This window comes from Leekyejoonella antrihumi, assembly GCF_007845645.1.
Classification (GTDB): Bacteria; Actinomycetota; Actinomycetes; order Actinomycetales; family Dermatophilaceae; genus Leekyejoonella; species Leekyejoonella antrihumi.
In genome coordinates this window covers 1-23,904 of record NZ_VCQV01000038.1, presented here as the reverse complement: position 1 = coordinate 23,904, position 23,904 = coordinate 1, and the positions used below count along the sequence as shown (strand labels likewise).

Below are 23,904 nucleotides of genomic sequence, written 5' to 3'. Positions count from 1 at the left end.
GCTACCGGTAGGTGTCGCCGGCGTCGGCCTTGGCGACCAACGATTCCGGCGGGTTGAACTGCGGGCCGTAGGCGACGGCGAGCTCACGTGACCGAGCCACGAACCCGGCCAGGCCACCCTCGTAGCCGTTCATGTACTGCACGACGCCACCGGTCCACGCCGGGAAGCCGATGCCGAAGATCGACCCGATGTTCGCGTCCGCCACACTGCGCAGTACGTCCTCGTCGAAGCACTTGACCGTCTCGAGCGCCTCGGCGAAGAGCATCCGCTCCTTCATGTCCTCGAATGGCAGCTCCTTCGTGCCGCCGAAGTTGTCGACCAGGCCCGGCCACAGACCGGTCCGCCTGCCTTCGGCGTAGTCGTAGAAGCCGGCGCCACCGAGCTTGCCCTGCCGGTCGAACTCCTCGATCATCCGGTCGACGATAGCCGTCGCCGGGTGCTCGTAGTACCGGTCGCCCTTGCCGTCGGCGACCAGCCCCTCCTTGGTCTCCTTGGCGATCTTGCTCATCAGCGTGAGGTTCAGCTCGTCGCAGAGCTGCAGCGGAGCCGCGGGGTAGCCCGCCTGCAGACCGGCCTGCTCGATCGACGCCGGGTGGACGCCCTCGCCCACCATGGCGATTGCCTCGTTGAGGAAGGTCCCGATGACGCGGCTGGTGAAGAAGCCACGGCTGTCGTTCACGACGATCGGTGTCTTCTTGATCTGCTGCGCGATGTCGAAAGCCTTCGCGAGGGTCTCGTCGCTGGTCTTGTCACCGGCGATGATCTCCAGCAGCGGCATCTTGTCGACCGGCGAGAAGAAGTGCAGGCCGATGAAGTTGTCCTGCTGCTTGACTCCCTCGGCCAGCCCGGTGATCGGCAGGGTCGAGGTGTTCGAGCCGAGCACGGCCCCCGGCTGTACGACGTCCTCGAGCTCCTGGAAGACCTTGTGCTTGAGCGCGACGCTCTCGAAGACCGCCTCGACCACCAGGTCGCACCCTGCCAGGTCGGCGACATCGGCGCTCGGGTGGATCTTCGCCAGCAACGCGTCCGCCTGCTGTTGGGTGGACTTTCCCCGCGAGATCGCCTTGTCGACAAGGTTCTTCGAGTAGCCCTTGCCCCGCTCGGCGGCCTCGGCCGAGACGTCCTTGAGCACGACATCCATCCCGCCACGGGCGCAGACGTAGGCGATGCCGGCGCCCATCATGCCGGCTCCGAGAACGGCGACCTTCTTGGCGACGAACCGGTCGAAGCCCTCGGGGCGGCTGCCACCGGAGTTGATGTGCTGCAGGTTGAAGAAGAACGCGGTGATCATGTTCTTCGAGACCTGCCCGGTGACCAGCTGCACCAGGTAGCGCGACTCGATCTCCAGCGCGGTGTCGAGGTCGACCTGAGCGCCCTCGACCGCTGCAGACAGGATCGCGCGCGGCGCCGGAAAGTTGGCTCCCTTGATCTGCTTGCGCAGATTCGCTGGGAACGCAGGCAGGTTCGCGGCAAATCCCGGGTTGATGGGTGTGCCACCCGGGATCTTGTATCCCTTGACGTCCCAGGGCTGCTGGGCTTCTGCATTGTCCTTGATCCAGGCCTTGGCGGCCGGCAGCAGTGCATCAACGCTGTCGACAACCTCGTGCACGAGGCCGGTCTCCAGCGCCTTTGCCGGCGTGAGGCGCTGTCCTTGCAGGAGCACCTTCAGCAGCGCGTCGGCGATGCCGAGCAGCCGGACGGTGCGGGTCACCCCACCGCCACCGGGCAGCAAACCGAGGGTGACCTCGGGTAGGCCGAGCTGGGATCCCTTCACGTCGGCGGCAATCCGGTGGTGGCAGGCGAGCGCGATCTCCAGGCCGCCCCCGAGGGCCGCACCGTTGATCGCGGCGACCACCGGCTTCCCGAGCGTCTCCAGCGTGCGCAGCTGAGCCTTGACCTCGGTGATCTGGTCGAAGACCTGCTGGGCGTCCTCCTTGCCGGCGGCCAGCAGATCGTGCAGGTCGCCACCGGCGAAGAAGGTCTTCTTCGCCGAGGTGATGACCACACCGGTGATGGCGTCCTGCTCGGCGACCAGTCGGTCGACTGCGGACCGCATGGAGGTGCGGTAGTCCGCATTCATCGTGTTGGCGCCCTGGTTCGGGTCGTCCATGGTGAGGACGACCACGCCGTCGGCGTCCTTCTCCCAGCGGATGATGTCAGTCATGAATTGCGTCCTTCTACGAGGTGGCGGATCGAAGTTCGGTTGGACGACAGGCCTGAATCCCGTGACGGGTCGGGGTCCCCGCGAAGTATCGGAGGGAGCTTGCGACCGCAGAACTTCGTGGGGGTCAGATGCGCTCGATGAGGGTGGCGACACCCATGCCGCCGCCGATGCAGAGGGTGATGACCGCGCGCTGCAGGTCACGGCGCTCCAACTCATCGACCATGGTGCCGAGGATCATCGCGCCGGTGGCCCCGAGTGGGTGGCCCATGGCGATGGCACCGCCGTTGACGTTCAGCTTCTCGTCCGGAATGCCCATATCCCGCTGGTACTTCAGCACGACCGCGGCGAAGGCCTCGTTGATCTCGAAGAGGTCGATGTCGTCGACCGTCAGTCCCGCGGTCTTGAGCAGCTTCTGCGTGGCCGGCGTCGGCCCGGTGAGCATGATCGTGGGGTCGGCGCCACTGGTCGCGGTCGCGACGACGCGGGCCCGTGCCGTGAGACCGAGCTCCTTGCCGACCCGTCCTGAACCCACCAGCACCAGGGAGGCCCCGTCGACGATGCCCGAGCTGTTCGCGGCGGTGTGCACGTGGTTGATGCGCTCCACGCTGTGGAACTTCTGCAGTGCCACGGCGTCGAAGCCGCCGGCCTCACCCATCCCCGCGAAGGACGGCTTCAGCGCGGCCAGGCCCTCCACCGTGGACTCGGGCCGCATGTGCTCATCATGGTCGAGCACGATCAGGCCGTTCTGGTCGACGACCGGGATCACCGAGTCCTTGAAGTAGCCCTTCTCCCAGGCGTTCGCAGCGGCCCGCTGCGAGCGCACGGCATACGTGTCGACATCGGTGCGGCTGAAGCCCTCCATGGTGGCGATGAGGTCGGCGGAGACGCCCTGCGGCACGAAGTAGGTATCGAAGTTGGTGGCCGGGTCCATCGCCCAGGCGCCACCGTCGGAACCGATCGGGACACGGGACATCGACTCGACGCCGCCGGCGAGCAGCAGAGAGTCCCAGCCGGAGCGCACCTTCTGGGCGGCGGTGTTCACGGCTTCCAGGCCGGAGGCGCAGAAGCGGTTGAGCTGCACACCCGCGACCGTGGGCGGCAGCCCGGCCGCAAGCGCGGCGGTCCGAGCGATGACCGCGCCCTGGTCGCCCACCGGGGAGACGACCCCCAGCACCACGTCGTCGATGCGGTCGACCTCGAGACTGGGGTTCCGCTTGCGCATCTCGTCGATCAGGCCGACGACGAGCGACACCGGCTTGGTGCCGTGCAGCGCGCCCTTCTTGCCGCGTCCACGCGGGGTGCGGATGGCGTCGTAGATGAATGCTTCGGTGCTCACGAGAGCGTCCCTTCAAGAGTCGGGCCTTCGGACAAGCAGTCGGGCGACGCGCGATCTGGAGGGTCGCCCGCCGGCGGGTGACCCCGAACCGCCATCAGGTGTTGCCAGCCTGTCAACAGTCCTAGTTTAACTCACCAGTAACAAGTGCCGGGAGCACCTCTCGCACGATGACGACGAGCGCGGGGACCAGCAGCGCCCGCACCTGGCTCCTCGTCAGCGCTCCCCCACGGACCCACTCGCGCACCGCGGCCTTGACCAGACCGGCGTAGGCCCGCATCACCGCGCGCTCCGAGCTTTGCGCCCGGCCGCCCTGCCGGACCCCGAGCATCTCGAGCAGCCGCCGAGCGGCCAGGTCGTCGGCATCGGCCAGCAGCGCCTCGATCTCGGGATCATCACCAATGCCCTCGGCACCGGCAACCGCGACAAAGGTCTTGCGATGCTGCGACACCGCGTCCAGGAACCAGTCCACGCACTCCCCGACCCGCTCCTGCAGGGTCCCCTGGCAGATCGCCGCGTCCGTCGGGTCCGGCAGAAACACGGTGCGGCGCACCACCTCGAGATAAAGCCCCCTCTTGGTGCCGAAGTAGTGGTGCAGCAGTCCGCGCGTGACGCCGGCCTCCCTCGCCAGCGCGGTCGTCGAGACCTCCGAGTAGGGACGCTCACCGAACATTCGCACTGCGCAAGCCAGGATCTGCCGACGACGCTCGTCCGGATCCATTCTGCGCGAACGTTTTTCAGTCACTTTGTTCCCAGGGGACAAAGTCGGGCAGGTCGGTCGCCAGGCACCCGGGAAAGTCGGGAGCCCGGTGCTCCAGGAAGGACCTGACACCCTCGGTCGCGTCGGCACTGTTGGCAGTGCTCGCAATCAGCCGGGTGTCCAGCGCGAACACCGGGTCGGGACTCGGCTGGCTCATGCCCCACCACATCGCGCGACGTATCACGGCGGTCGAGACCGGCGCAGTGTGCTCGATGAGGTCGTGTGCCACCGCATACGCCGCCTCCAGCACGGATTCGGCAGGATGCACCGACGTCAGCAGTCCGGCGTCGAGCGCCTCCTGCGCGGAGACCAGACGGCCGGAGATCATCCAGTCGGAGGCGCGGGTCATGCCGACCAGGCGTGGCAGGAACCAGGTCGAGCCACCCTCGGGATAGATCCCGCGACGGGAGAAGACAAAGCCGAACCGACTGTCCTGCGCGGCGATCCGGTAGTCCGCCGGCAGGATCATCGTCGAGCCGACACCGACGGCGGCGCCGTGCACCGCGGCAATGACCGGCTTGTCGAGCACAAACAGCGGGCCGGTCACTCGGCTGGCAGGTTCCACCCACCCCGGCGTGGGGCCACCATCCTCGCCGACGTTCAGGCGGCCCCCACTCAGGTCGGCCCCCACACAGAAGTCGTCCCCGGCGCCGGTCAGCACCACCACCTGCACATCGGTGCGAGTGCCGGCCTCCCGCAGTGCTCCCGCGATCTCGTCGGCCATCCGGGTGGTGAAGCCGTTACGGGCCTGCGGGCGGTTCAGCGTGATCGTCGCGATGCGTTCGGCGACCTCCACAAGAATCTGTTCGTAGGGCATGGCTTCCCTCTCCGGCTATGAGCACAGCATGTCCGGGTACTGGCACGACGTCAACAGGACTACTGGTGCATGCTGAGATCATGAACGCCTCATCCTCATCCGCCTCCGACGACGCCGCCGAGAGGCTACGTCGTTGGGAGTCCTTCGGCGCAACGTGGCAGGTGCTGTCTCGAGACGAGCACGGCGTCGTCGTCTCAATGTGTCGATGCGACGGCGGCGAGGAGGTCGAGCGGCTGTCGTCCGACGACCCGGCGCTGCTGGAGTTCCTCGGCTCGCGGCGCTCCAGCGACGACTGACCGCTCGGACGGGCCGGACGCTACTGCGGGTCTTCTCCCGACAGCGCGGGGTGGTCCGCAGTCGAGTCCTGGGCCGGGGTCGCGGCGTGGTCCAGCAGCGGCCGAATCAGGTCGATCGGCAACGGGATGACGACGGAGGACTTGCTGGTGCCGCCGATCTCCATGAGGGTCTGCAGGTAGCGCAGCTGCAACGTGGTCGGGTTCCGACTCATCACGTCGGCGGCGTCGGCCAGCTTCGCCGATGCCTGGAACTCGCCCTCGGCGTTGATCACCTTCGCGCGGCGTTCGCGTTCGGCCTCGGCCTGCCGGGCGATCGCCCGCTGCATGTTCTCGGGGACGTCGACGTCCTTGATCTCGACGATCGACACCTTCACGCCCCACGGTTCGGTCTGCTGATCGATGACCTTCTGCAGGTCCTCGTTGAGGCGCTCGCGCTCGGACAGGAGGGTGTCGAGCTCGGCCTTGCCGAGGACGGCCCGCAGCGATGTCTGAGCAATCTGGGTGGTGGCCGCGAGGAAGTTCTCGATCTCGACGATCGCGCGGTTGGCGTCGATGACGCGGAAGTAGGCGACCGCGGTCACTCGGACCGGTACGTTGTCCCGGGTGATCACGTCCTGGGCGGGCACATTGAGGGTGACGGTCCGAAGTCCGACCCGTTCCATCTTGTCGATGACCGGGATCAACAGAACCAGACCGGGCTTCTTCAGGTCCACCAGCCGGCCGAGGCGAAAGACCACCCCTCGTTCGTACTCGCGCAGCACTCGAACCGACGAGCTGAGCAGCGCCAGGCAGATGACGGCAACGACTACAACGACAACGATGACGGCTTCCATACCGGAGTCACCTCCCAGGCGTGCGGTCGGCGGACCGACACGGTCAGTCCCTCGAGCTGGTCGACGATGACCGTGTCGCCCGGCTTCGGCCGCGGATCCTCCCATCCGTACGCCAGCAGCGCATGCCAAAGGGCACCGTCGGTGGCGACCTGGCCTTCCTCGCCGGACCAGGTGCTCACCTTCGCCACCGAGCCGACCAGCGCGGTCGGGCCGGTGCGGATCTCCTGACGGCGGGCGACGACGACCTCGCGCGCCACCATCAGAATCGCGACGAGTCCGACGAGCGCCAGCACCACCGAGACGGGAATGGCCACGAAAAGGGCCGCGCCCGACCCGGCGACAATCACCCCGACCCCCGCCGCCGCCGCCATCACGCCGGCGACAGCCAGGACGCCGGCGGTCGAGACGTGTGCCTCAATGACCAGCACACCCAAACCGACCAGCACCAACACCGCACCCAGTGCAACCATGTCGACCACCTTCTACGGCTGGAACAGCGGATCGCATGGAGCGGCAGGCCCAACGAGCTCGAGGCGTTCTTCCAACTCTCTTCAGGATACCTCCGACGCAAATGGTCACTCCCGCAGCGCTGCGACGATCGTGGGCACCTGGCTCAGCTCGAGGTCCTTGGTCGCGCTGAGCAGGGTCACGACCTTGCCGTCGCCAATCTGCCGCAGGTGCTCGAGCGCCTCACGGTGCTCCTTGTCCTGAAGCTCATCGGCATACTTCTTGACGAACTCGTCGTAGCGCTCCGGCTCGTGGCCGTACCACTTGCGCAGCTCCTGCGACGGCGCGATCTCCTTGCACCACTCGTCGAGCCGAGCGTCGTCCTTCTTCAGCCCGCGCGGCCACAGCCGGTCGACAAGCACTCGCACCCCGTCGCCCTGGTCGGCGTCATCGTAGGCGCGCTTCGCCCGGATGTCCTTGATCCGTGCCATGTCGATGTTCTCCTTCCGCGCTCAGAGGTCACCGAGCGCAACCGACTCATCGGCCAGACGGTCGGCCGCCACCTTTCGGCCGATCAGTGCCCGAAGGTCGTCGTTGACGTCCCAGATATTGACGTTCATCCCGGCACGCACAATGCCGTCAGCCAGCCAGAAGGCAATGAACTCACCGGTGCTCTCATCTCCTCGCACCACGACCTCCGCGCTCGCGTCCGCATGTCCGACGTACTCCATGCCCAGGTCGAACTGGTCGGTGAAGAAGTAGGGCTGCCAGTCGTAGACGTCCTCCTTGCCGAGGATCGACTTCGCGGCGAGCTGACCCTGGCGAATTGCATTGTCCCAGTGCTCAACCCGAATGCGGTGACCAAGCGCCGTGTTGTGGGACTCGGCGACGTCACCGACGGCGAGTACGGCCGGGTCCGAGGTGACCAGGTGTTCGTCGGTGAGGATGCCGTTCTCAACCTCCAGACCGGCGGCCCTTGCGAGCTCCACGTTCGGCGCGGCGCCCACGCCTACGACCACAACATCCGCCGGGACCGTCTCACCGTCGACGAGCACACCGGTTGCCTTGCCCCCGCTCACGACGACCTCGCTCACGGACACGCCGGTGCGCAGGTCGACACCCTGGTCTCGGTGCAGCCGGGCGAAGTAGTCGGCCATCCGGTCGCCGAGCACCGGTTGCAGAGGCCGCTGCGCCTGCTCGAGCACCGTCACCCGGCCGCCGGCCTTCCGCGCCGCCGCCGCCACCTCGAGCCCGATCCAGCCGGCCCCGATGATTACCACGCGTGCGTTCTCGGTCAGGACCGCCTTGAGGGCCGTGCTGTCCTCCAGCCGGCGGAGGGTGTGCACACCCGGGGCATCCAGTCCGGGAATCGGCAGGGTTCGCGGGCTGGCGCCGGTGGCCAGCACGAGGTGCTCGTAGGCCAGGGCCTCGCCGCCGGCCAGCGTCACCTCGTGGTCGGATGTCGAAAGCCCCTTGACCAGAGTGCCAAAGCGGGTCTGCACGTCGTGCTCGGCATACCAGCCGTCCTCGTGCACATAGAGCGAACCGGCCTCCGCGCTGCCTTGCAGATACTCCTTGGACAGGCCCGGGCGCTCATACGGACGATGGATCTCCTCACCCACCATCACGATCGGCGAGGAGAAGCCCCCTTCGCGCAGCGTCTGTACAACATTTGCCGCAGCCAGCCCGGCTCCGACCACAACGCATCCTCGATCTGTAGCCATCGGAAGCATCCTCTCCTTGCAGGTGCGGCGTCGCAGACCATGTCGCGGCGACGCCAACGAACCCTTCCGATCTTGCCACGCACCGCCCGGACTCCGCCGGGCTGTCGCGCCAACCGGCCCAACTCGTCTGAATGATGGTTGTCATCTCACCGGGATCCGGGTGTCCGTTAGCCTGACAGTGGTCGGCGACTGCCGCCGTCCGCTGGACTGGCCGCGCTCCCCCGTCACCCGTCACGGTGACCCCGAGGAGCGCCCCGACGACGCGTGGAGGTTGCCCGATGCCGAACCTGGACGACAGGCTGCACGACATCTACGCGGAGGTCCTGCACCGAAACCCCGGTGAGGGAGAGTTTCACCAGGCGGTCCATGAGGTGCTCGACAGCCTCGCGCCCGTCATCGACAAGCGCCCGGAGTACGCGGACGAGGCCGTCTTCCGACGACTCTGCGAGCCGGAACGCCAGATCATCTTCCGTGTCCCGTGGGTGGATGATGCCGGGCAGGTGCAGGTCAACCGCGGGTTCCGGGTGGAGTTCAACTCCGCGCTCGGGCCGTTCAAGGGCGGTATGCGGTTCCACCCAAGCGTCTACCTCGGCATCGTCAAGTTCCTCGGCTTCGAGCAGATCTTCAAGAACTCCTTGACCGGGCTCCCGATGGGCGGCGGCAAGGGCGGCTCGGACTTCGACCCGAAGGGCTGCTCCGACGCCGAGATCATGCGGTTCTGCCAGAGCATGATGACCGAGCTGCACCGGCACATCGGCGAGTACACCGACGTGCCCGCCGGCGACATCGGTGTCGGCGGACGCGAGATCGGTTATCTCTTCGGGCAGTACAAGCGCCTGACCAACCGGTACGAGTCGGGTGTGCTCACCGGCAAGGGGCTCACCTGGGGCGGCTCCCAGGTGCGCAAGGAGGCAACCGGCTACGGCGCGGCCTTCTTCACCGACGAGATGCTGAAGGCTCAGGGCGACTCATTCGACGGAAAGAGGGTCGTGGTCTCGGGGTCGGGCAACGTGGCCATCTACGCAGTCGAGAAGGTCCACCAGCTGGGTGGAACCGTGGTCGCGTGCTCCGACTCCGGCGGCTACGTGGTTGACGAGTCCGGCATCGACCTCGATCTCCTCAAGGAAGTCAAGGAGGTTCGCCGAGCACGGATCCACGAGTACGCCACCGCCCGCGGCAACTGCGCAACCTACGTTGACGGCGGGACGATCTGGGACGTGCCCTGCGATATCGCGCTGCCTTGCGCGACTCAGAACGAGCTCGCTGCCGACCACGCCGTCACCCTGGTCAAGAACGGCTGCCGTGCCGTCGCCGAGGGTGCCAACATGCCGACGACACCGGACGCGGTCAAGGTCTTCAGTGACGCCAAGGTGCTCTTCGCTCCCGGTAAGGCCGCCAATGCGGGCGGCGTCGCCACCAGCGGTCTCGAGATGCAGCAGAACGCCTCGCGGGACTCCTGGAGCGCCGAATACACCGAGACCCGTCTGGGCGAGATCATGCAGGGCATTCATGCGCGATGCGCGGAGACCGCCGATGAGTACGGCGCGCCGGGCAACTACATCGTCGGTGCCAACATCTCCGGCTTCATCCGCGTCGCCGATGCGATGCTCGCACTCGGGGTCATCTAAGCGCACCCGATGCTGCCGAACGAGTTGCCACGACGTCTGTCTCGCAGCATCGGAGACGGTCGGCCACCTGCGCCCGTGCGCATCCTCCATGTCGGTCTCGGGAACTTCTTTCGCGCACATCAGGCGTGGTACACCGACCGGGTCGATGACGCAGGTGAATGGGGTATCGCGGCCTTCGCCGGCCGCTCCCACGAAGACGGCCGCGGTGAGATCGTGGAAGCGATGTCCGGCCAGGACTGCCTCTACACCCTGGTCACCAAGTATCCCGATCGGCTCACCGCCGACGTCATCTCCAGTGTCGTGGCGGTGCACGGCGCCGGCGAGCACGATGCGTGGCTGCGCTACTTCGCCTCACCCGACCTGGCCCTGGTCACCCTCACCGTCACCGAGGCCGCGTACCTACACACGTCGACCGGCACAGACCTGACCAATACCGCTGTGCAGCAGGATATTCGAGCCTTGCGCCGCGATGTTCGTGCCCCGGTAGGCACGGTGCCGGCCAGGCTGGTGGCCGGCCTTGCCGCCCGCCGTGCTGCAGCCGCCGGACCTCTGGCCGTGGTCCCGTGCGACAACCTTCCGTCCAACGGGCGTGTCGCCGCCAACGTCGTGACCTCCGTCGCGGAGCAGGTCGACGGCGATCTCGCCAGATGGATCGAACGAGAGGTCTCCTGGGTGACCAGCATGGTTGACCGCATCACGCCGAGGCCGACCGCGGCGGACCGCGCGCAGGTGCTCCACGACACCGGTGTGGCGGATCCGGCGGTAGTGGTCAGCGAACCGTTCTCCGAATGGACTCTGCAAGGGAGGTTCCCGGCCGGACGGCCGGAGTGGACCCGCGCTGGTGCCCGAGTCGTCGACGATGTGACGCCCTACGAGCAGCGCAAGCTCTGGCTGCTCAACGGCGCACACAGCCTCCTCGCCTATGCCGGCAGCATCCTCGGACTCGAGACCGTGGACCAGGCCGCCGGTGACCCGCTCTGCCGCGGGTGGGTCGAGCAGTGGTGGGACGAGGCCGCCCGTGGGCTCACGCTTCCCGGCGGGGAGATCACGGCCTACCGGGAGGCATTGCTTCGCCGGTGGGAGAACCCGCGAATGTCTCACCGGCTGGCGCAGATTGCGATGGATGGTTCCCAGAAGGTCCCAGTGCGGGTCAGTGAGACTCTGCGTCGCGAGCGAACTGAGCGGCGCTCCGGTGAGGGCGCCGCGCGGATCGTCGCCGCGTGGGTGTGCCACCTGCGAGGATTGGGGGCGCCCGTTGACGACAAGGGTGCCGACCGGCTGGTTCGGACGGTCCGGGCGAGTTCGCTCGAACACGCCGTGGCCACGGTATTGGCGTACCTGGAGATGGACGACCCCTTCGTCGCGGTCACCGTCGATCGCCTTGCCCACGACCTCAGCACCCGGCACTGAGCCCGGCGGACCCGACCGCTCCGCCTACGAGGTGGTGACCTGCACGGGCAGCCCGGCGACCAGCGGGGTGTCGACCATGAGGGCACCCAGCTTGGCCGCTCCCCCGGGTGAACCGAGGGGTTCGTCCCGTTCGGGGAGGGCGTCGGTGAAGAAGGCCTCGTTGTCCTTCAGGTAGGGCATGAACTCGTCGGGCAGATCATCCTCGTAGTAGATCGCCTCGACGGGGCACACCGGTTCGCATGCACCGCAGTCGACACATTCGTCCGGATGGATATAGAGCGTGCGAGCGCCCTCATAGATACAGTCGACCGGGCACTCGTCGACGCAGGCCCGGTCCATCACATCAACACAGGGCTGGGCGATCACGTACGTCATGCAATTAGTTTACACAATGTCGATTGTGAAAACTAGATTGGCCGACCGGCCGTCTCAGCCGACCAACACACCCTGCGGGTCGTAGGCGGCCCGCGCACGTTGCAGCCGCGCGCACTGCTCAGGGGACCAGCACTGCTGCGCCCCGACGTCATCGGCACCGATGCGTTCGAAGTTTGCGAAGTGGCCATCCGTAAACGGCTCGATCGATCGCCGGAACCCGGCCAGCGGGTCGTCGCCCGTCGTGGGCCCCATCGGCACCTGCACCGCCAGCGTGTGAAACTCGGCATGCCGTCCCCCAACGGCATTCGCCGGTTCCGCGGACTTGAGTCGCCCGCCCAGGTGTCGCAGCTCGACGAGCAGGAACGGGCAGTTCGAGCCCGGACCTGCCTCGGTGAGCAGCATCTGTGCCAGCTGCGGGGTCAACGCACGGTGAAGGGCACCGGCCTCGAGGAACGGGGTCGGCACGGGCGGATCCAGGTGGATGGAGTCCAGCGCGGCATACGGCATCATCTGCACCGAATCCATCAGCACCGGCGCGCAGTCGCGCAGCGGAGCGACCAACCGCTCCCCGTCCTCGGCCGACCCGGACCACGCGATGCGCACATGCATGGTGAACGTCCCACGCAACGGAGCGGGTATCTCCGGCAGCGGCGGCAGCCTCAGGAACGCGATCGAGCTGCACATGTCGTCCGGCACGGTTGCCACCCATCGGGCGTACGCACCGAACACGTCGGCCGCATCCACTCCGCTGAAGAAGAGTCCACCTCCGTAAATGTCTCCCACCTGCACGAGATCGAATGTCATTGACGTCACAATGCCCAGCGACCCGCCCCCACCGCGCAATCCCCAGAACAGCTCGGGCTCGCGCTCCGCATCGACAGTGCGCAGCACACCGTCCCCGGTCACCACCTGCATCGACCGCACGTGGTCGGCAGCAAATCCGTGGACCCGGCCGAGCACGGGCAGCCCTCCACCGAGGGTGTACCCGACGACGCCGACGTCGCTCGTCGACCCGCACAGGCCACCAAGCCCGTAAGGCACCCGATCGAACACCGCACGCCACTTCGTGCCGGGGCCGACCGTGGCGGTGCGGCGCACCTCGTCGATCGACACGCCGTTCATCCGGCTCGTGTTGATCAGCACACCCTCGATCACCGCCTCGTGGGCTCCGTGGCCCGTGGCCTGCACCGCCACCGGTACGCCGTGCTCGGCGGCGATCCGGACGGTCGCAGCAATGTCCTCCGCCCGTTCGGGCACCACCACGACAGCGGGTCGATGGGTAACCAGCAGGTTGAAGCCGGTCACCGCCTCGGCATATCCGGCATCACCGACGTCGAGTAGCCGCCCTCGGACGTCGGCGGCAAGGTCGGTGCGCAGGGAAGTGGACTGTGGTCGTGTCTCTGTGGTCATGCGGCTTCGTCCTTCCGGCTGGCCCCCTCACGACAGTCTGTCCGGGCGATGGGCCATCAGCCAGATAAATCCAGCGCCTCGCGGCCGGCACAGAAATGGATCACCGGCGAATGCCCTAGAGTTTTGCCAAGGCACATTGAAAAAAATGAGAGGTTCATTCATGCCCGACCAAGAGCTCGACGTCCGACCGCTGCGCAAGCCGGACAAGCACCCCGCCATCTTCGGCACCTACGAGAAGCTTGCCGTAGGAGAGTCACTCGTCCTGGTCAACAACCACGACCCGAAGCATCTGCACGACGAGTTCGACCGCGACTACCCGGGAGGCTACAGCTGGGACTACGAGCAGCAGGAGCCCAAGGAGTGGAAGGTCCGCATCGGCAAGCTCGCCGAGACCGCACTGCCCCGTGTCACCTGCGACACAACCTCGACGAAGGCGCTCTCCGAGCCGGACGTGACCGGTGCCGTATGGAGTCTGTCTGCCGCCCAGCGCGACCTGGACTCGGCGATCGTGACGGTGCCCGCGGGGACCACGCAGGACACCCATCGAGGCCCGGACCACGACCTGCTGGTGCACGTGCTGCGTGGCGTCGGCCGGATCATCACCGAGCTCGGTGAGGTCGAACTCGCACCGGGGGCGCTCGCCTGGCTCCCCCGCCGGTCACAACAGGCTTTCGCCGCCGAGCCGGGCGAGGACCTCACCTACCTCGTCGTCGGCAAGCGCCACGAGGGCCTGACCTTGAACATCTCGAGCCACTGAGGCCACTATCCGCCGCAGTGACCTCCACCGACAGGTCACGGAGTCAGCGCGAGCAGTAGCTTGGCCTGTGTCACCAGGGACGACGCTCGACGCTGGTTCACGGGCGTGCCGTGGAAGGCGGCACCCAGCAGTTGGCTGCTGATCTGGCCGGCGATCCGATCTCGCCGGGCGTCCAACCGATTGAGGGCGGCTTCCGTGATCGCGTACCTGAGGTCATGGCCGGCGTTGCCGCTCTCCAGCCCGCGGGTGGACATGGCCAGCGTGTCCTCGGCGAACTGCCCGGTGGAGCCGAGGATCTGCTTGTAGACCTGGCCGAGTTCCACTACGGCTTGGTAGTGGGCGCGAAGCGAACGCGGCAGCGCATTCGGTGCGGCGATCTCCACCAGCACGCGGCCGTCCACCGGGTAGTCATCCCGTAGCCCGGTCAGCGCCATCAGGGTGGGGCGCATGTCCGTCTGGTCGGTCCACACTGAGTCGTCGACGCCGCGGGCGGAGATGCCGGGGCCGACGTAGGCCGACCAGATGTCTTGCATGTCCGGCCAGCTGCCGCCGTGGTTCCAGGCGTAGCCGTTCACGGTGTAGACGCAGTCGGCCGGAGAGTTGCACGAGCCGCTTCCGATGTACTCGTCCTCGCCGGAGAACAGCGTCATCGTGGGCGTGCGGGCCGGATCCGAACTGACGAAGTGCAGGATCTTCTCCTCCACCGGGTCGGCCATTTGGTAGGCCACCTTGTCCCTCGCCCCGGTCAGAGGGTTGGTGATCGTCAGCCGCCCGATGTTTCGTTCCAGTTGGCGCACCTTCGGGTCTGTGCGCGCCGGCCGGCCCTGTACCGACAGCGCCGGTGCCGGATCGGAGTGGATGGCGAAGGGCGTGGTGTTGTTGTCCGTGAGCCTCAACAGCCCGTCCAGGTTGACGTTGACCTCCGACCGTGTCGTGTAGTTGCAGTAGTTGCCGTGCAGTCCGGTGCAGCCGGCCGGAGTCGGCACGCTGCCGGAGAAGTGGTCGCCCTCGTCGGTGGTCACCACGAACTCGGTGTTCTGCGGTGTGATGTTGTCCTTGTGCAGTCGGGCCAAGAACCGCTCGAACCCCGTGTTGTAGGCAGCGAGTTGCTGCTCGTAGGTCTGCGAGCCCGGACCGAGGTCGTTGCCGCTGAACGGCGGGTGTGCGCCGTGCGCGTCGGAGATGTACACGTTGACGTCCTGCACGCCGTGTTCGAGCATCTGCGCGGCGTAGCCGAGGGAGTTGGTGGGGGTCTCGGAGTCGAAACCCGGAAAGCCGGGGTTGCCGGAGCTGTCTGCGATGGGGCTGCCATTGAGCGCCTTGACCGGGCCGGACGGGCTGATCACCGGTTGGATCTGGGCGTTGCCGAACAGCGCCTGGTAGCCGTGATAGCCGCCCGGTTCGTCGGGCAGCACGTCGTTCTCGCCGGTGGCGCAGAGGGTCGAGGTCCTCGCACAATGGATGCCGAAGCCGACGTAGTCCGCCTGCGCCTTGGTCGGATCCGCCTTGGCCTCCGCGGCCTGCGGGGAGTTCGCGCCGAAGACGGTGGTGATGTCGCTGCCGGTGTTTTCCAGCATCTCGTTGGCCATGCCGACCGCACCCACATTGCAGCCGGCGCGGGTGAACGGCACCCAGGGCGCTGGAACGTTGACATTGCTGGCGTTCGGCACGTCTGCGCGGTTGGCGGTGTACTGCATGTTGTAGTTCGTGTCGATGCTCGAGACCGGGTCGGTCCAGTAGCCGAAGGACCCGCCCGAGTGTGTCTGACCCGAGGAGTCGAAATAGTTGTAGGAGTTCGACTGGGTGACAGCCGTGCGGTCCGGGTACAACCCGGTCTGGTTGGCGATGAAGTTTGTTGCGGTGTGTACCAGCACGTCATGGTCGTCGGCCATCACCACGCCGTTGTCCTTGAGGAAGTCGTACAGCGCAGGCATCTGCTCCAGATCGCTGGGAACGTTGGGGTCGTCGCGGGTCAGATGCACGTTGTCGAACTGGATGTCGACAACGTGCCGGATGCCGTTGCCCAACTGGCAGCCCGAACCGCCGGAACGGTGTGCAGGGCTGGTGGCACTGGCCACCGGCGCGAACGCCGCCAGCCCGCTCAATGCAGTGGCCGCGGCCACGAGGACTCCGGCGAGTCGGCGCGCCGATGCTCTGGGTGACATCGTTCTCGGTGACATGAAACCCTCCTGATCAGAGTCGCCCGGGGGTGACTCAGCGACGGTGGCCGCCGGTGATCAGCGACCACATCGGTTTGACCTGGGCGGCGTCGGAAGTGTTGCCCAGCTTGCCCAGTCCGAGGCCCTCCTCGATGGTCAGCAGCATCGAGTAGTGGTTGTAGGCGGTCGTGTCCGTGACGTGGCGCGGACCGTTTCGGCTGATCACCACCATCGGGACCAGGCCGCCGCCGTACAGGCCGCCGGGCCAGCTCGCGCTGATCTCCGGGTCACCCGCGGGCAGTGAAGGCGAGTCACAGCATCCCGCGGTGGACAGGTACTGCCCGTTGAAGCCGTTGGCGGCGTCGAAGTCGGTCTCGTCGGCGGTGATGAAGATTGCGCTGTTTCCGGTCCAGGCCCGGCTGTGCGTGATCGTCGTGACGGCGTGCTTGATGAAGTTGTCCGCCACCGTCTTGGAGTGCTCATCGATCGGGTCATTGATCGAATTCGAGTACTGGCAGGGCGTTTCGGGAAACCCCTTCACTGCGTTGTAGACGCCGAGGTGCATGTCGGTGCACAGATCCGGACTGATCCACACGTACCTCGGAGCGTGCCGACTGTTCAGCTCACTCGCCATGTTGCTGTAGGGCTGGATATTGCGTGCGACAGTCGGATTGTCGTGGATGTCGTTGTACAGGATGAACGGGTTGTGCTTGGTGACATACAACGCAGAGCCCGTGGTGGGCCAGCTGTCCGGCAGGTACCCGGCCTTCGGCATCGCCTGCATGTAGGCCGCCCACGGAATGTGGGACGCGTCCAGTTCGTCGACGATGTTGGTGTGGTCGTAATGGTTCACACCGAACTTGTAACTGGCGTCGGGGTACCACTCGTCGTCGTTGTTCACGTCCCAGATACTGCCGCTGGTCGCCGCGATGTAGTTCGGTTCGCTGGTGTGCGTCACGCCGTAGTAGTTGGTCGCCTGGCCGTACTCGCTGGACAACTTGGTCAGGAACGGCATGCTCAGCTTGCCCGTGGCCGGATTGATATCACCGATCGTGTGGTCCTGGGAGTGGTTCTCCTCCATGATGATGAACACGTGGTCCAACCGCTGGCTGCCCCCGCCACGCCACGCGGACCCTCCGGACGCTGTCGAGCTCGCCGCCGGCAAGGCCGCCGCCGGATAGCCGGACGCGGCGGACAGCGCGCCAACCGCCAGTACCGCGGTCGCCGCTGCGGCCACGGTCATCAAGACTGTACGGTGTCGCCTCATCGTTGGTGCTCCTTTGGGGTGTGCTACGAGGTCGGGGGCTTGCGACGTTGGGGGACCACGAGAACAGCCGGAGGCGTTGTCTGGTCAGCTTCAACGGCCGCCCAGGGGTCCGTCGCCAAGACGGATGCGGGTGGACGCGAGCGGGATACGGCGTAGTGACGGCAACGCCGCCGAACGGGCGGAACTGGAGCAGCGCTAGGGGTGACAGCCGCGCGGCCGACGCCTCAGGACGCACCGCGGAGTCAAGATTCGATCATGCTCGTGCATGACACGGCACCGCCAATCCACATTGGCCGGTACATCGGCAGGATTTTGCCAGGTGATCGGTAGACGTTGCACGTTACCGCGGCTTTTCCCAACGGGCAATAGTGGCTCGTCAGATTTGAGCAGGGCGGCGCCGCCTTCGGGCGCCCTGTGGTGCGCAAAGATTCGGTTCGATTGGCTGGGCGTTACGCACGGGGTCGGGCGGGCGGATGCCGTTGTGGTTCATCGTGGTTGAGCCTGCACGCAGTGACCTCCACCAACAGGAGTCGAGGCGCGACCCACGCCAGAATCCGCGGCACCAGGCGAGCGCGTCGCGTCGACTCCTGTTGGCGTGACAGGTCACCTGCTCAATAAACGACAGAGGACCGGGCGAAAAGCATGCCCGGTCCTCACTCATTTGGTGAAGCATAGGAGAACCGTCGCCTCCGCTGCGCTCCGGTTCCTCCCGAATCCCTGAGTTCAATAAACGGCAGAGGACCGAGCGAAAAAGCATGCTCGGTCCTCTGCCGTTTGGTGGTCCTGACCGCTCTCGTGTCGAACTCTCCGTCGGGATCGCTATTGGCCCGAGCACTGCGCGCCTACCACCGACTCGACCTATCGTCCGCACAACAGCGTGCATCGTGCCGACCTCCTGCCAACACTGCGTATCGCTTGACACAAGATCAACTAGATCGACTCGTCACCGCTTACGAGCGTGGTGCCACGATCTACGACCTGGCGGACCAATTCAAAATCAACCGGAGCACCATCTCGCGGCACCTCAAGCGCAACGGCGTCGTTATGCGCAGACAGTCGCCGAGCAGGGCCGAGGTTGATCACATGGTCCAGCTGTACGAGTCTGGGCTGTCACTGGTCAGGGTTGGTAAGCGGGTCGGCTGCGACGCCGCCACTGTTCGGGCCCACCTCATCTCTCGAGGCGTACAGACTCGTGATAGTCACGGCCGAGACCTGATCTGACTGCGCTGCTACACTCCCGTTACCACAACATAGGACTCTCGTACATCATTGGTCACGTGTGTTGCCGCTCTTATGCGGGTACGTTCATGAGGCTGGAGGTAGCAGTGGCACCAAGCGAAGGTGAACTCGAGACGGCCCCGATGGTGCCACGTGACCATGGATTCAAGATGACTATCGGCCCCAAGGCGGTCGTTGACGCAGTAGACGACCTCCGTACTTCGTTTGCGCGAATCGACTCACGTGAGCAAGCAGTTATCCGTGCAATCAGTATCATGCATCAAGCAATCGGGTACAAATTAATCCTGGTCGATGGATCGGGCCAGGAGTTTGAGCTTGAAGGCGTTTGGGACAGTGGCCAGCCCTGACACGACGAGGCCAGTCGTCGCAGGCCTGATCCCGGCAACACGAAAGCCCATTAAGCACCGCCAGGAGGATGCGCGGCAACATATCGCATATTGGGTACTGGGCGCCTACCTTGCCCTGCTAGTCATCAACATCGGAGTTCCACTAGGGCTATATATCGCGTTTCGCCCGCACCAATCGGTGACCGTATCTGACACCAAAGACTTGATCGTCGCAATCTCGAGCGCGATGGGCAGTCTTGTCGGGGTCATGGGTTTTGTCGTTGGCTATTACTTCAAATCGCGAGATAAAAACAACTAAGACTCATTCCACAGCTGAAGACAATATTCCTGACCGCTTTGATCTACCAAGATCACCTGATATCCAATCGCCTGATGCAGGACCGATACAGCATGTGTCACGACGCCCTCGACATCATCTGTACCTTCTGTCGCCAATAGCGGAACGAGCTCCTCGGCCGCAGCAACTACGTCCCGATTGATTGAGATGGACCGATCAACCCCACGTTCTCTTTCTGACATGCGCAAATTCCTCTATTTAGTTTTCTGTTTTTAAGTAGACCACGCTTTGCAAATATAGTCAATACACGATTAAAAATCTGGCATCGCGGATTCGTCAAGTATCGACCGGACGAGCATTAAAGAGATCGCCTCGTTGATCAGCTTGCCGATTTTGCGCACATTCCCGGGCTGATTGACCAGAGGTTGTAGCCTCAACTTGACGTCGTCAATATTCAGTCGCTCTAGCTCGTCAGATGCGAGATGTGAGAAGCGTTCGTCGACGATACGCTCGATGACCTTCAAGATCTCGGCCCTCGACAGCGGGGCGAATGGCACAACGGCATCAAATCTGGAATAGAGGGCATCACCAAGCGCATCACGGATTTCATTTTCGGAGTTGTAGTTCGACGTGCAGATGATGAGCGAGGGTCCGACTCTGACCGTATAGTTCTTATCCTCGAACTCGCCACCGTCGAAGAGCTGATAGAACGCGCTGTGAAAGACAGTATTCGCCTTATCGAACTCGTCAATCAGGATCACGCCGGACTCACGATCGAGCAGGTCATGCGCAAATGAGGACTCCGAGTGCGCCCCACCAAACAGATACGAGGCGAACTTATCGCTGTGGAACATGGAGAACTGTTTCCGCAGCAGGGTGCCGCCAAGGAGGCCATTGACGAACTGGGCCGTCTCGGTTTTTCCGACACCAGACGGACCATAGAACATCAGAACGATGGGCTTTGTACGTTGTGGAGTTGTCAGTGGGTAGAGTGCGGCTAACAGTGAGTCCTTCACGCGTTCCTGGCCGACAAGATGCTTCGCGAAACCGTCGCGAAACTTAATGAGCGTGTCTCGCGTCACGGCCGGATACGAATAACGCTCCACCCCAGTTCCAAACTCTCGCTCAAGTTGACTGTGAATATGGGCGGGCGGATTGTGTAGCAGAAGATGCTTGGGGTTGATGGAGCGTATCAGTCCTACGAAGTTCATAATCGCGTGTTCCTGCATGCTGGCGTAGTCGCTCGACTCAGCAACCACTCGTTCAGGTCTCTGCGCAGGTTCCGGTTCTATGTCGGACTCCTGCCCGGGCACGACATGGACGAACTGACGCATGGCCTCGTCATGCTCATTGACAATATCGAGCAGGTACTCGTGCTCATCATCCCCGAGTTGCTCTTCAAACCACGACAGCGGGCCGTAGTAGATCGTTACCTTCGTGTCATCCGACATACTCAACCCCAGCAAGGACCACGTCATAGACATCCAGGAGGTCCTTGTTCTCCGATGGCTTGCCGTCGACGAGCTCGGTTGCAGTCACCGGCTTATCCTTAACCTCCGAGGACATCTCGGCCTCTATGCCGAGACTACGCTCTAAGGTCTGCCCAACGAGAACGCCGTGGAACACGAGACGCATCCGTCCAAGGTCGGTGAGGCCGTAATTGTTTCGAAATGCCTTGATATTGAAACGTAGGACGCGCTTCGAACCGTTCTTGTTGCTGCCGAGAAGTTCGTAGTAGCCCTTTGCGCTAGCCAAAGCTTCATCGAGGCGTGCCAAATCAACACCCTGATCCTCAGTTTTTGCAATAACCATGTAAGGCGTGAACATCTTCGCGTAAGCCATGGAGTCGGTGGGTGCGGTCATAGTCAAGTCCTGCATGCGCACAATTCGATCGTCTTTGGCAACTTGCACGAGATAGTCCGTCAAGATGGTGTTAGACAAAGTCTTGTTGAGCAGGCTTCGCCCAGCACTCGACACATCGATTCCCGCGCCAGTCTCGGCTGATGCTCCGATGAATGGCAGCCAACTAAGTTTTGCCGCCACACTAGTCTCGACCCTTGCCTGCATATTCTTTGTACGTTCCTTGACCTCCTCACTGGTCGAGGCTTCCCTACCGCCAGCAGAGATATCCAAATAATCCGATGCGGACTCTTCGTCGAAGTAGACGACTTTAATAAGGGATGGCTTAGCTTTGGATGTATTCTTGGCACGTGTCATTGGTTTTCCCTCCAATTATTATAACAACTAGAAGCAAACACGGTTGCGGCTTGGCACCTCGTCTGAGACTATCGGGGAACACTGACATCCCAACGACGGATATGATGCCCAGCGCGTCTGACGGCTGCTGCGCAAGCTGAGTCTGGAGCCGCCAGATGTGAGGGACGGCGACCATAGCGACAGCGCTGGCCTCTCCCGATGACTACAGCGTTCAAAGCTTGTTCCTGGCCACGCCAGTAGGGACACGACCCCTAGCTTGTGCCCTGCGCATAACAAGACCACACTTGTGGTACTGTTTCACGCAGTTGGTCTGGTCTGCTGCCTGGAGGTTTACCATGAGCGTCACTGCTGCCGAGTCCGACGACGACGGCCGCTTGCATGCGTTCGGACTCTCGTCGGAGCTGATCCACAACGCGCTCCGTAGAGGCGCATCGCGAGCAGCCAACCGAACATCGACCGCACTCAAGTCCTCTCCCGGCACCGACATCTATCACGACGGCATCGAAGACTTCGGTCGACTGCTCGCGCCGTCCGGGTGGCGTTCCGTCCTTGTCGACCAGCAGCCTCGTCTTCTCCACCCGGACGGGACTATCTCTTTCACGATTGCGGCGGCCAAGAACGTCGATCACACCAACCGACTCGTCCCCCGCACCGGACGGAAGGGGCCCTCGACCCGCAAGGCACTTGCTGCGCCCCAGCCACTCGCGACGCTGTTCGAGGGCACAGACTTCGAGACGAGTGAAGAGGTCGTCGCCACAGCTCGAGCTTCCGAGCTGTGGCTCCTGATCTACGAGCGCGCGAGCCATGGCGGTGGGCTATACCTTGAGTTTGCGCGGCCGGCGGAGATGAGCGATGGGGGCAGCGTCAACGAGTGGCGCGAACGCATCCCCGTACAGTTTCTCGACATTGATGGGGACTTGTCAGCATTCGAGCCGCCCGAGGACGATGCCGACTACGACGTGCCGATCGAGCCGCGCTGAATCATCAACTTCGCTCCCTCAACCCGGATCGCTCCCTAATGTTCACTCCAGCCAGACTTCGGCTTGCCCGCCTCCGCAAGGGCCTCTCCCTTACGGGGCTGTCCAAGGAGAGCGGCATCTCACTGCGCTCCCTGACCTCGTACGAGAACGGTCACCAGCCGCCAAGCGATGAGAACGTGCGGAAGTTGGCGGAGGTACTTGCGGTGGCTCCAGCATTCTTCGAGCGCGACCCTGTCGATCCAGTACCGATCGAGGCGGCGAGCTTCCGCAAGCTCAGTAAGACCAGCGCGAGACGGCGCGACGCTGTGCTGGCGACAGCTGCCCTGACGGTGGAGTTTTACGCGGCCATCGAGGAACGCTTCCGGCTGCCGGAACCGAGCATCCCGACCTACGACAAGCTTGGGCCCGCCGAGGCAGCAGAGACGCTGCGACAACTTTGGAGCCTCGGGGACCGGCCAATTGGGAACCTTGTGCATCTGCTGGAGTCGAAGGGGGTGAGAATCGCTTCCCTGAACCACGACTACATCGACATTGACGCCTTCTGTTTCTACCGCGATGACGTGCCCTACATCTTCCTCAACACCTCGAAGACAGCCGAACGGCAGCGCTTCGATCTGGCACATGAATTGGGTCACCTGGTGCTACATAGTGACGTCGATATGGAAGCCGCCACTTCCAAGGAGCGCGAGGTACAAGCTCACGCTTTCGCGGCATCGTTCCTGATGCCCGCCAGCGCCGTGCTCAGCCAGTCCATGCGTGCGGCCAGCATCGAGCGAATCCTTGTCGCACGCTCCTACTGGAAGGTCTCAGCCAAGGCCATGACCCACCGGCTCCACCAGTTGGGGCTCCTCAGCGACTGGCAGCATCGATCCGCATACATCACACTCAACGAGCGTGGCTACAACCGCGCTGAGCCAGGCGGCATCGTCCCCGAGACGTCACAGTTGCTTCGGAAGGTGATGTATGGCGGGGGGACCAGCGTCAGCGTGCGTGATGCGGCCGAAGCGATCGCCCTGTTTCCCAATGAGGTGCGCGACTACGTCAAACACTTAGTGCCACTACGTGCGTGAATCAAACGCTCGTACGTCCATCACGACGTCCGGATCGTGACAGTCACCCGCCGGTTCGCACTGTGCTCCGCGTTGGTCGCCGGGGTCGGGTATACGGCATGCGCCCATCCGGCACCATTTGTGTTGAGGCGACTTCCCTGAACGCTGTGTCCCGTGAGCCATTTTGAGACAGCTTCCGCCCGCCTGATGCTGAGCGACTTGCTCAGCGACCAGTCATTCCCAATATCGGTGTAGCCAGTCACCGTGATCTTGCCTGTGTACTCCTTGGCAAGGGCCCAGGGGTCTGGACATGGTGGGATCGTTCATGAGTTGTCAGGCTGGTCTTTGACGGTGTAGACGATCTTGAGGTTCGTGCCAGGATAGGTCGTCTCGGTGTCGGTCAGCTGCTGACACA

Annotated in this window: 23 protein-coding genes; 8 read left to right on the top strand and 15 right to left on the bottom strand. The window is 64.3% G+C overall.

Annotated features, from left to right (window positions below; translation table 11 throughout):
* Window position 1 precedes the first annotated feature (1 nt).
* From FGL98_RS20555 to FGL98_RS20540, 4 genes are all read right to left on the bottom strand, one after another.
* Complete coding sequence (locus FGL98_RS20555; protein ID WP_146320002.1) at window positions 2-2,164, bottom strand: 3-hydroxyacyl-CoA dehydrogenase NAD-binding domain-containing protein; 2,163 nt, start codon at window positions 2,162-2,164, stop codon at window positions 2-4.
* A 124-nt stretch (window positions 2,165-2,288) separates the two neighbouring features.
* Window positions 2,289-3,500 carry an acetyl-CoA C-acetyltransferase gene (locus tag FGL98_RS20550; RefSeq protein WP_146320000.1) on the bottom strand — a complete coding sequence of 404 codons (1,212 nt, stop codon included), beginning with the start codon at window positions 3,498-3,500 and terminating at the stop codon, window positions 2,289-2,291.
* Between the two features lie 121 nt (window positions 3,501-3,621).
* Window positions 3,622-4,218: a TetR/AcrR family transcriptional regulator gene (locus tag FGL98_RS20545; RefSeq protein WP_146319998.1), complete on the bottom strand. Its 597-nt coding sequence runs from the start codon at window positions 4,216-4,218 to the stop codon at window positions 3,622-3,624.
* Between the two features lie 16 nt (window positions 4,219-4,234).
* Window positions 4,235-5,074 carry an enoyl-CoA hydratase-related protein gene (locus tag FGL98_RS20540; RefSeq protein WP_146319996.1) on the bottom strand — a complete coding sequence of 280 codons (840 nt, stop codon included), beginning with the start codon at window positions 5,072-5,074 and terminating at the stop codon, window positions 4,235-4,237.
* Window positions 5,075-5,154: 80 nt separating this feature from the next.
* On the opposite strand from FGL98_RS20540, the gene FGL98_RS20535 reads away from it, so the two are divergent.
* Entirely contained in the window at window positions 5,155-5,370 is a 216-nt protein-coding gene (locus FGL98_RS20535; RefSeq protein ID WP_146319994.1) for a hypothetical protein, read from the top strand.
* A 20-nt stretch (window positions 5,371-5,390) separates the two neighbouring features.
* Here FGL98_RS20535 and FGL98_RS20530 read toward each other — a convergent pair whose 3' ends face one another.
* From FGL98_RS20530 to FGL98_RS20515, 4 genes are all read right to left on the bottom strand, one after another.
* Window positions 5,391-6,203, bottom strand: coding sequence for a slipin family protein (locus tag FGL98_RS20530; protein ID WP_146319992.1), 813 nt, complete (start codon window positions 6,201-6,203; stop codon window positions 5,391-5,393).
* Window positions 6,176-6,673 (bottom strand): NfeD family protein, encoded by a 498-nt coding sequence (locus FGL98_RS20525; RefSeq protein ID WP_146319990.1) that lies wholly within the window; start codon window positions 6,671-6,673, stop codon window positions 6,176-6,178. The genes FGL98_RS20530 and FGL98_RS20525 overlap by 28 nt, the downstream gene beginning before the upstream one ends.
* Before the next feature lie 105 nt (window positions 6,674-6,778).
* Window positions 6,779-7,141 (bottom strand): DUF488 domain-containing protein, encoded by a 363-nt coding sequence (locus FGL98_RS20520; RefSeq protein ID WP_146319988.1) that lies wholly within the window; start codon window positions 7,139-7,141, stop codon window positions 6,779-6,781.
* A gap of 21 nt (window positions 7,142-7,162) precedes the next feature.
* Window positions 7,163-8,374, bottom strand: a complete 1,212-nt coding sequence (locus FGL98_RS20515; protein ID WP_146319986.1) for an NAD(P)/FAD-dependent oxidoreductase — start codon at window positions 8,372-8,374, stop codon at window positions 7,163-7,165.
* A 278-nt stretch (window positions 8,375-8,652) separates the two neighbouring features.
* Between FGL98_RS20515 and gdhA the strand changes: the two genes are divergently transcribed.
* Both gdhA and FGL98_RS20505 read left to right on the top strand, forming a co-directional pair.
* Window positions 8,653-10,002, top strand: coding sequence for an NADP-specific glutamate dehydrogenase (gene gdhA, locus FGL98_RS20510; protein ID WP_146319984.1), 1,350 nt, complete (start codon window positions 8,653-8,655; stop codon window positions 10,000-10,002).
* A gap of 75 nt (window positions 10,003-10,077) precedes the next feature.
* The gene (locus FGL98_RS20505; protein ID WP_222432303.1) at window positions 10,078-11,412 is read left to right on the top strand and encodes a mannitol dehydrogenase family protein; all 1,335 of its coding nucleotides are present in this window, start codon (window positions 10,078-10,080) and stop codon (window positions 11,410-11,412) included.
* Window positions 11,413-11,436: 24 nt separating this feature from the next.
* Here the strand turns inward: FGL98_RS20505 and fdxA are convergent, their stop codons facing one another.
* Window positions 11,437-11,787 carry a ferredoxin gene (fdxA, locus tag FGL98_RS20500; RefSeq protein WP_146319983.1) on the bottom strand — a complete coding sequence of 117 codons (351 nt, stop codon included), beginning with the start codon at window positions 11,785-11,787 and terminating at the stop codon, window positions 11,437-11,439.
* Between the two features lie 54 nt (window positions 11,788-11,841).
* A complete protein-coding gene (locus tag FGL98_RS20495) occupies window positions 11,842-13,197 on the bottom strand; it encodes an FAD-binding oxidoreductase (protein ID WP_146319981.1) in 1,356 nt (451 codons plus the stop codon).
* A gap of 160 nt (window positions 13,198-13,357) precedes the next feature.
* Here FGL98_RS20495 and FGL98_RS20490 point away from each other — a divergent pair, with 160 nt between their 5' ends.
* Window positions 13,358-13,954, top strand: a complete 597-nt coding sequence (locus FGL98_RS20490; protein WP_146319979.1) for a DUF2249 domain-containing protein — start codon at window positions 13,358-13,360, stop codon at window positions 13,952-13,954.
* A gap of 35 nt (window positions 13,955-13,989) precedes the next feature.
* On the opposite strand, the gene FGL98_RS20485 is transcribed toward FGL98_RS20490, so the two are convergent.
* Both FGL98_RS20485 and FGL98_RS20480 read right to left on the bottom strand, forming a co-directional pair.
* Window positions 13,990-16,134, bottom strand: coding sequence for a hypothetical protein (locus FGL98_RS20485; protein ID WP_146319977.1), 2,145 nt, complete (start codon window positions 16,132-16,134; stop codon window positions 13,990-13,992).
* 34 nt (window positions 16,135-16,168) lie between these two features.
* A complete protein-coding gene (locus FGL98_RS20480; RefSeq protein ID WP_146319975.1) occupies window positions 16,169-17,380 on the bottom strand; it encodes an alkaline phosphatase family protein in 1,212 nt (403 codons plus the stop codon).
* Window positions 17,381-18,157: 777 nt separating this feature from the next.
* Here FGL98_RS20480 and FGL98_RS27240 point away from each other — a divergent pair.
* Window positions 18,158-18,601: an ArsR family transcriptional regulator gene (locus tag FGL98_RS27240; RefSeq protein WP_425461014.1), complete on the top strand. Its 444-nt coding sequence runs from the start codon at window positions 18,158-18,160 to the stop codon at window positions 18,599-18,601.
* Window positions 18,602-18,934: 333 nt separating this feature from the next.
* Window positions 18,935-19,264 (top strand): hypothetical protein, encoded by a 330-nt coding sequence (locus FGL98_RS20470; protein ID WP_146319971.1) that lies wholly within the window; start codon window positions 18,935-18,937, stop codon window positions 19,262-19,264.
* A 290-nt stretch (window positions 19,265-19,554) separates the two neighbouring features.
* On the opposite strand, the gene FGL98_RS20465 is transcribed toward FGL98_RS20470, so the two are convergent.
* The gene (locus FGL98_RS20465; protein WP_146319969.1) at window positions 19,555-20,694 is read right to left on the bottom strand and encodes an AAA family ATPase; all 1,140 of its coding nucleotides are present in this window, start codon (window positions 20,692-20,694) and stop codon (window positions 19,555-19,557) included.
* Complete coding sequence (locus tag FGL98_RS25930; protein WP_222432302.1) at window positions 20,684-21,460, bottom strand: DUF6414 family protein; 777 nt, start codon at window positions 21,458-21,460, stop codon at window positions 20,684-20,686. Before FGL98_RS25930 ends, FGL98_RS20465 begins: the two co-directional genes overlap by 11 nt.
* 335 nt (window positions 21,461-21,795) lie before the next feature.
* Between FGL98_RS25930 and FGL98_RS20455 the strand changes: the two genes are divergently transcribed.
* Window positions 21,796-22,440, top strand: coding sequence for a hypothetical protein (locus FGL98_RS20455; RefSeq protein WP_146319967.1), 645 nt, complete (start codon window positions 21,796-21,798; stop codon window positions 22,438-22,440).
* Window positions 22,441-22,478: 38 nt separating this feature from the next.
* Complete coding sequence (locus tag FGL98_RS20450) at window positions 22,479-23,510, top strand: XRE family transcriptional regulator (RefSeq protein ID WP_146319965.1); 1,032 nt, start codon at window positions 22,479-22,481, stop codon at window positions 23,508-23,510.
* 20 nt (window positions 23,511-23,530) lie between these two features.
* Here the strand turns inward: FGL98_RS20450 and FGL98_RS27235 are convergent, their stop codons facing one another.
* Window positions 23,531-23,752, bottom strand: coding sequence for an OmpA family protein (locus FGL98_RS27235; protein WP_186526285.1), 222 nt, complete (start codon window positions 23,750-23,752; stop codon window positions 23,531-23,533).
* Between the last annotated feature and the right edge of the window lie 152 nt (window positions 23,753-23,904).

Excerpts from the sequence above, each read along its gene's own strand:
- FGL98_RS20515 (WP_146319986.1), bottom strand. The coding sequence starts at position 8,374 with ATGGCTACAGATCGAGGATGCGTTGTGGTCGGAGCCGGGCTGGCTGCG.
- FGL98_RS20520 (WP_146319988.1), bottom strand. The coding sequence starts at position 7,141 with ATGGCACGGATCAAGGACATCCGGGCGAAGCGCGCCTACGATGACGCC.
- FGL98_RS20450 (WP_146319965.1), top strand. The coding sequence starts at position 22,479 with ATGTTCACTCCAGCCAGACTTCGGCTTGCCCGCCTCCGCAAGGGCCTC.
- FGL98_RS20530 (WP_146319992.1), bottom strand. The coding sequence starts at position 6,203 with ATGGAAGCCGTCATCGTTGTCGTTGTAGTCGTTGCCGTCATCTGCCTG.
- FGL98_RS20465 (WP_146319969.1), bottom strand. The coding sequence starts at position 20,694 with ATGTCGGATGACACGAAGGTAACGATCTACTACGGCCCGCTGTCGTGG.
- gdhA (WP_146319984.1), top strand. The coding sequence starts at position 8,653 with ATGCCGAACCTGGACGACAGGCTGCACGACATCTACGCGGAGGTCCTG.
- FGL98_RS20540 (WP_146319996.1), bottom strand. The coding sequence starts at position 5,074 with ATGCCCTACGAACAGATTCTTGTGGAGGTCGCCGAACGCATCGCGACG.
- FGL98_RS20485 (WP_146319977.1), bottom strand. The coding sequence starts at position 16,134 with ATGTCACCGAGAACGATGTCACCCAGAGCATCGGCGCGCCGACTCGCC.
- FGL98_RS20545 (WP_146319998.1), bottom strand. The coding sequence starts at position 4,218 with ATGGATCCGGACGAGCGTCGTCGGCAGATCCTGGCTTGCGCAGTGCGA.
- FGL98_RS20455 (WP_146319967.1), top strand. The coding sequence starts at position 21,796 with ATGAGCGTCACTGCTGCCGAGTCCGACGACGACGGCCGCTTGCATGCG.
- FGL98_RS20555 (WP_146320002.1), bottom strand. The coding sequence starts at position 2,164 with ATGACTGACATCATCCGCTGGGAGAAGGACGCCGACGGCGTGGTCGTC.
- FGL98_RS20490 (WP_146319979.1), top strand. The coding sequence starts at position 13,358 with ATGCCCGACCAAGAGCTCGACGTCCGACCGCTGCGCAAGCCGGACAAG.
- FGL98_RS20535 (WP_146319994.1), top strand. The coding sequence starts at position 5,155 with ATGAACGCCTCATCCTCATCCGCCTCCGACGACGCCGCCGAGAGGCTA.
- FGL98_RS25930 (WP_222432302.1), bottom strand. The coding sequence starts at position 21,460 with ATGACACGTGCCAAGAATACATCCAAAGCTAAGCCATCCCTTATTAAA.
- FGL98_RS20495 (WP_146319981.1), bottom strand. The coding sequence starts at position 13,197 with ATGACCACAGAGACACGACCACAGTCCACTTCCCTGCGCACCGACCTT.
- FGL98_RS20480 (WP_146319975.1), bottom strand. The coding sequence starts at position 17,380 with ATGAGGCGACACCGTACAGTCTTGATGACCGTGGCCGCAGCGGCGACC.
- fdxA (WP_146319983.1), bottom strand. The coding sequence starts at position 11,787 with ATGACGTACGTGATCGCCCAGCCCTGTGTTGATGTGATGGACCGGGCC.
- FGL98_RS20525 (WP_146319990.1), bottom strand. The coding sequence starts at position 6,673 with ATGGTTGCACTGGGTGCGGTGTTGGTGCTGGTCGGTTTGGGTGTGCTG.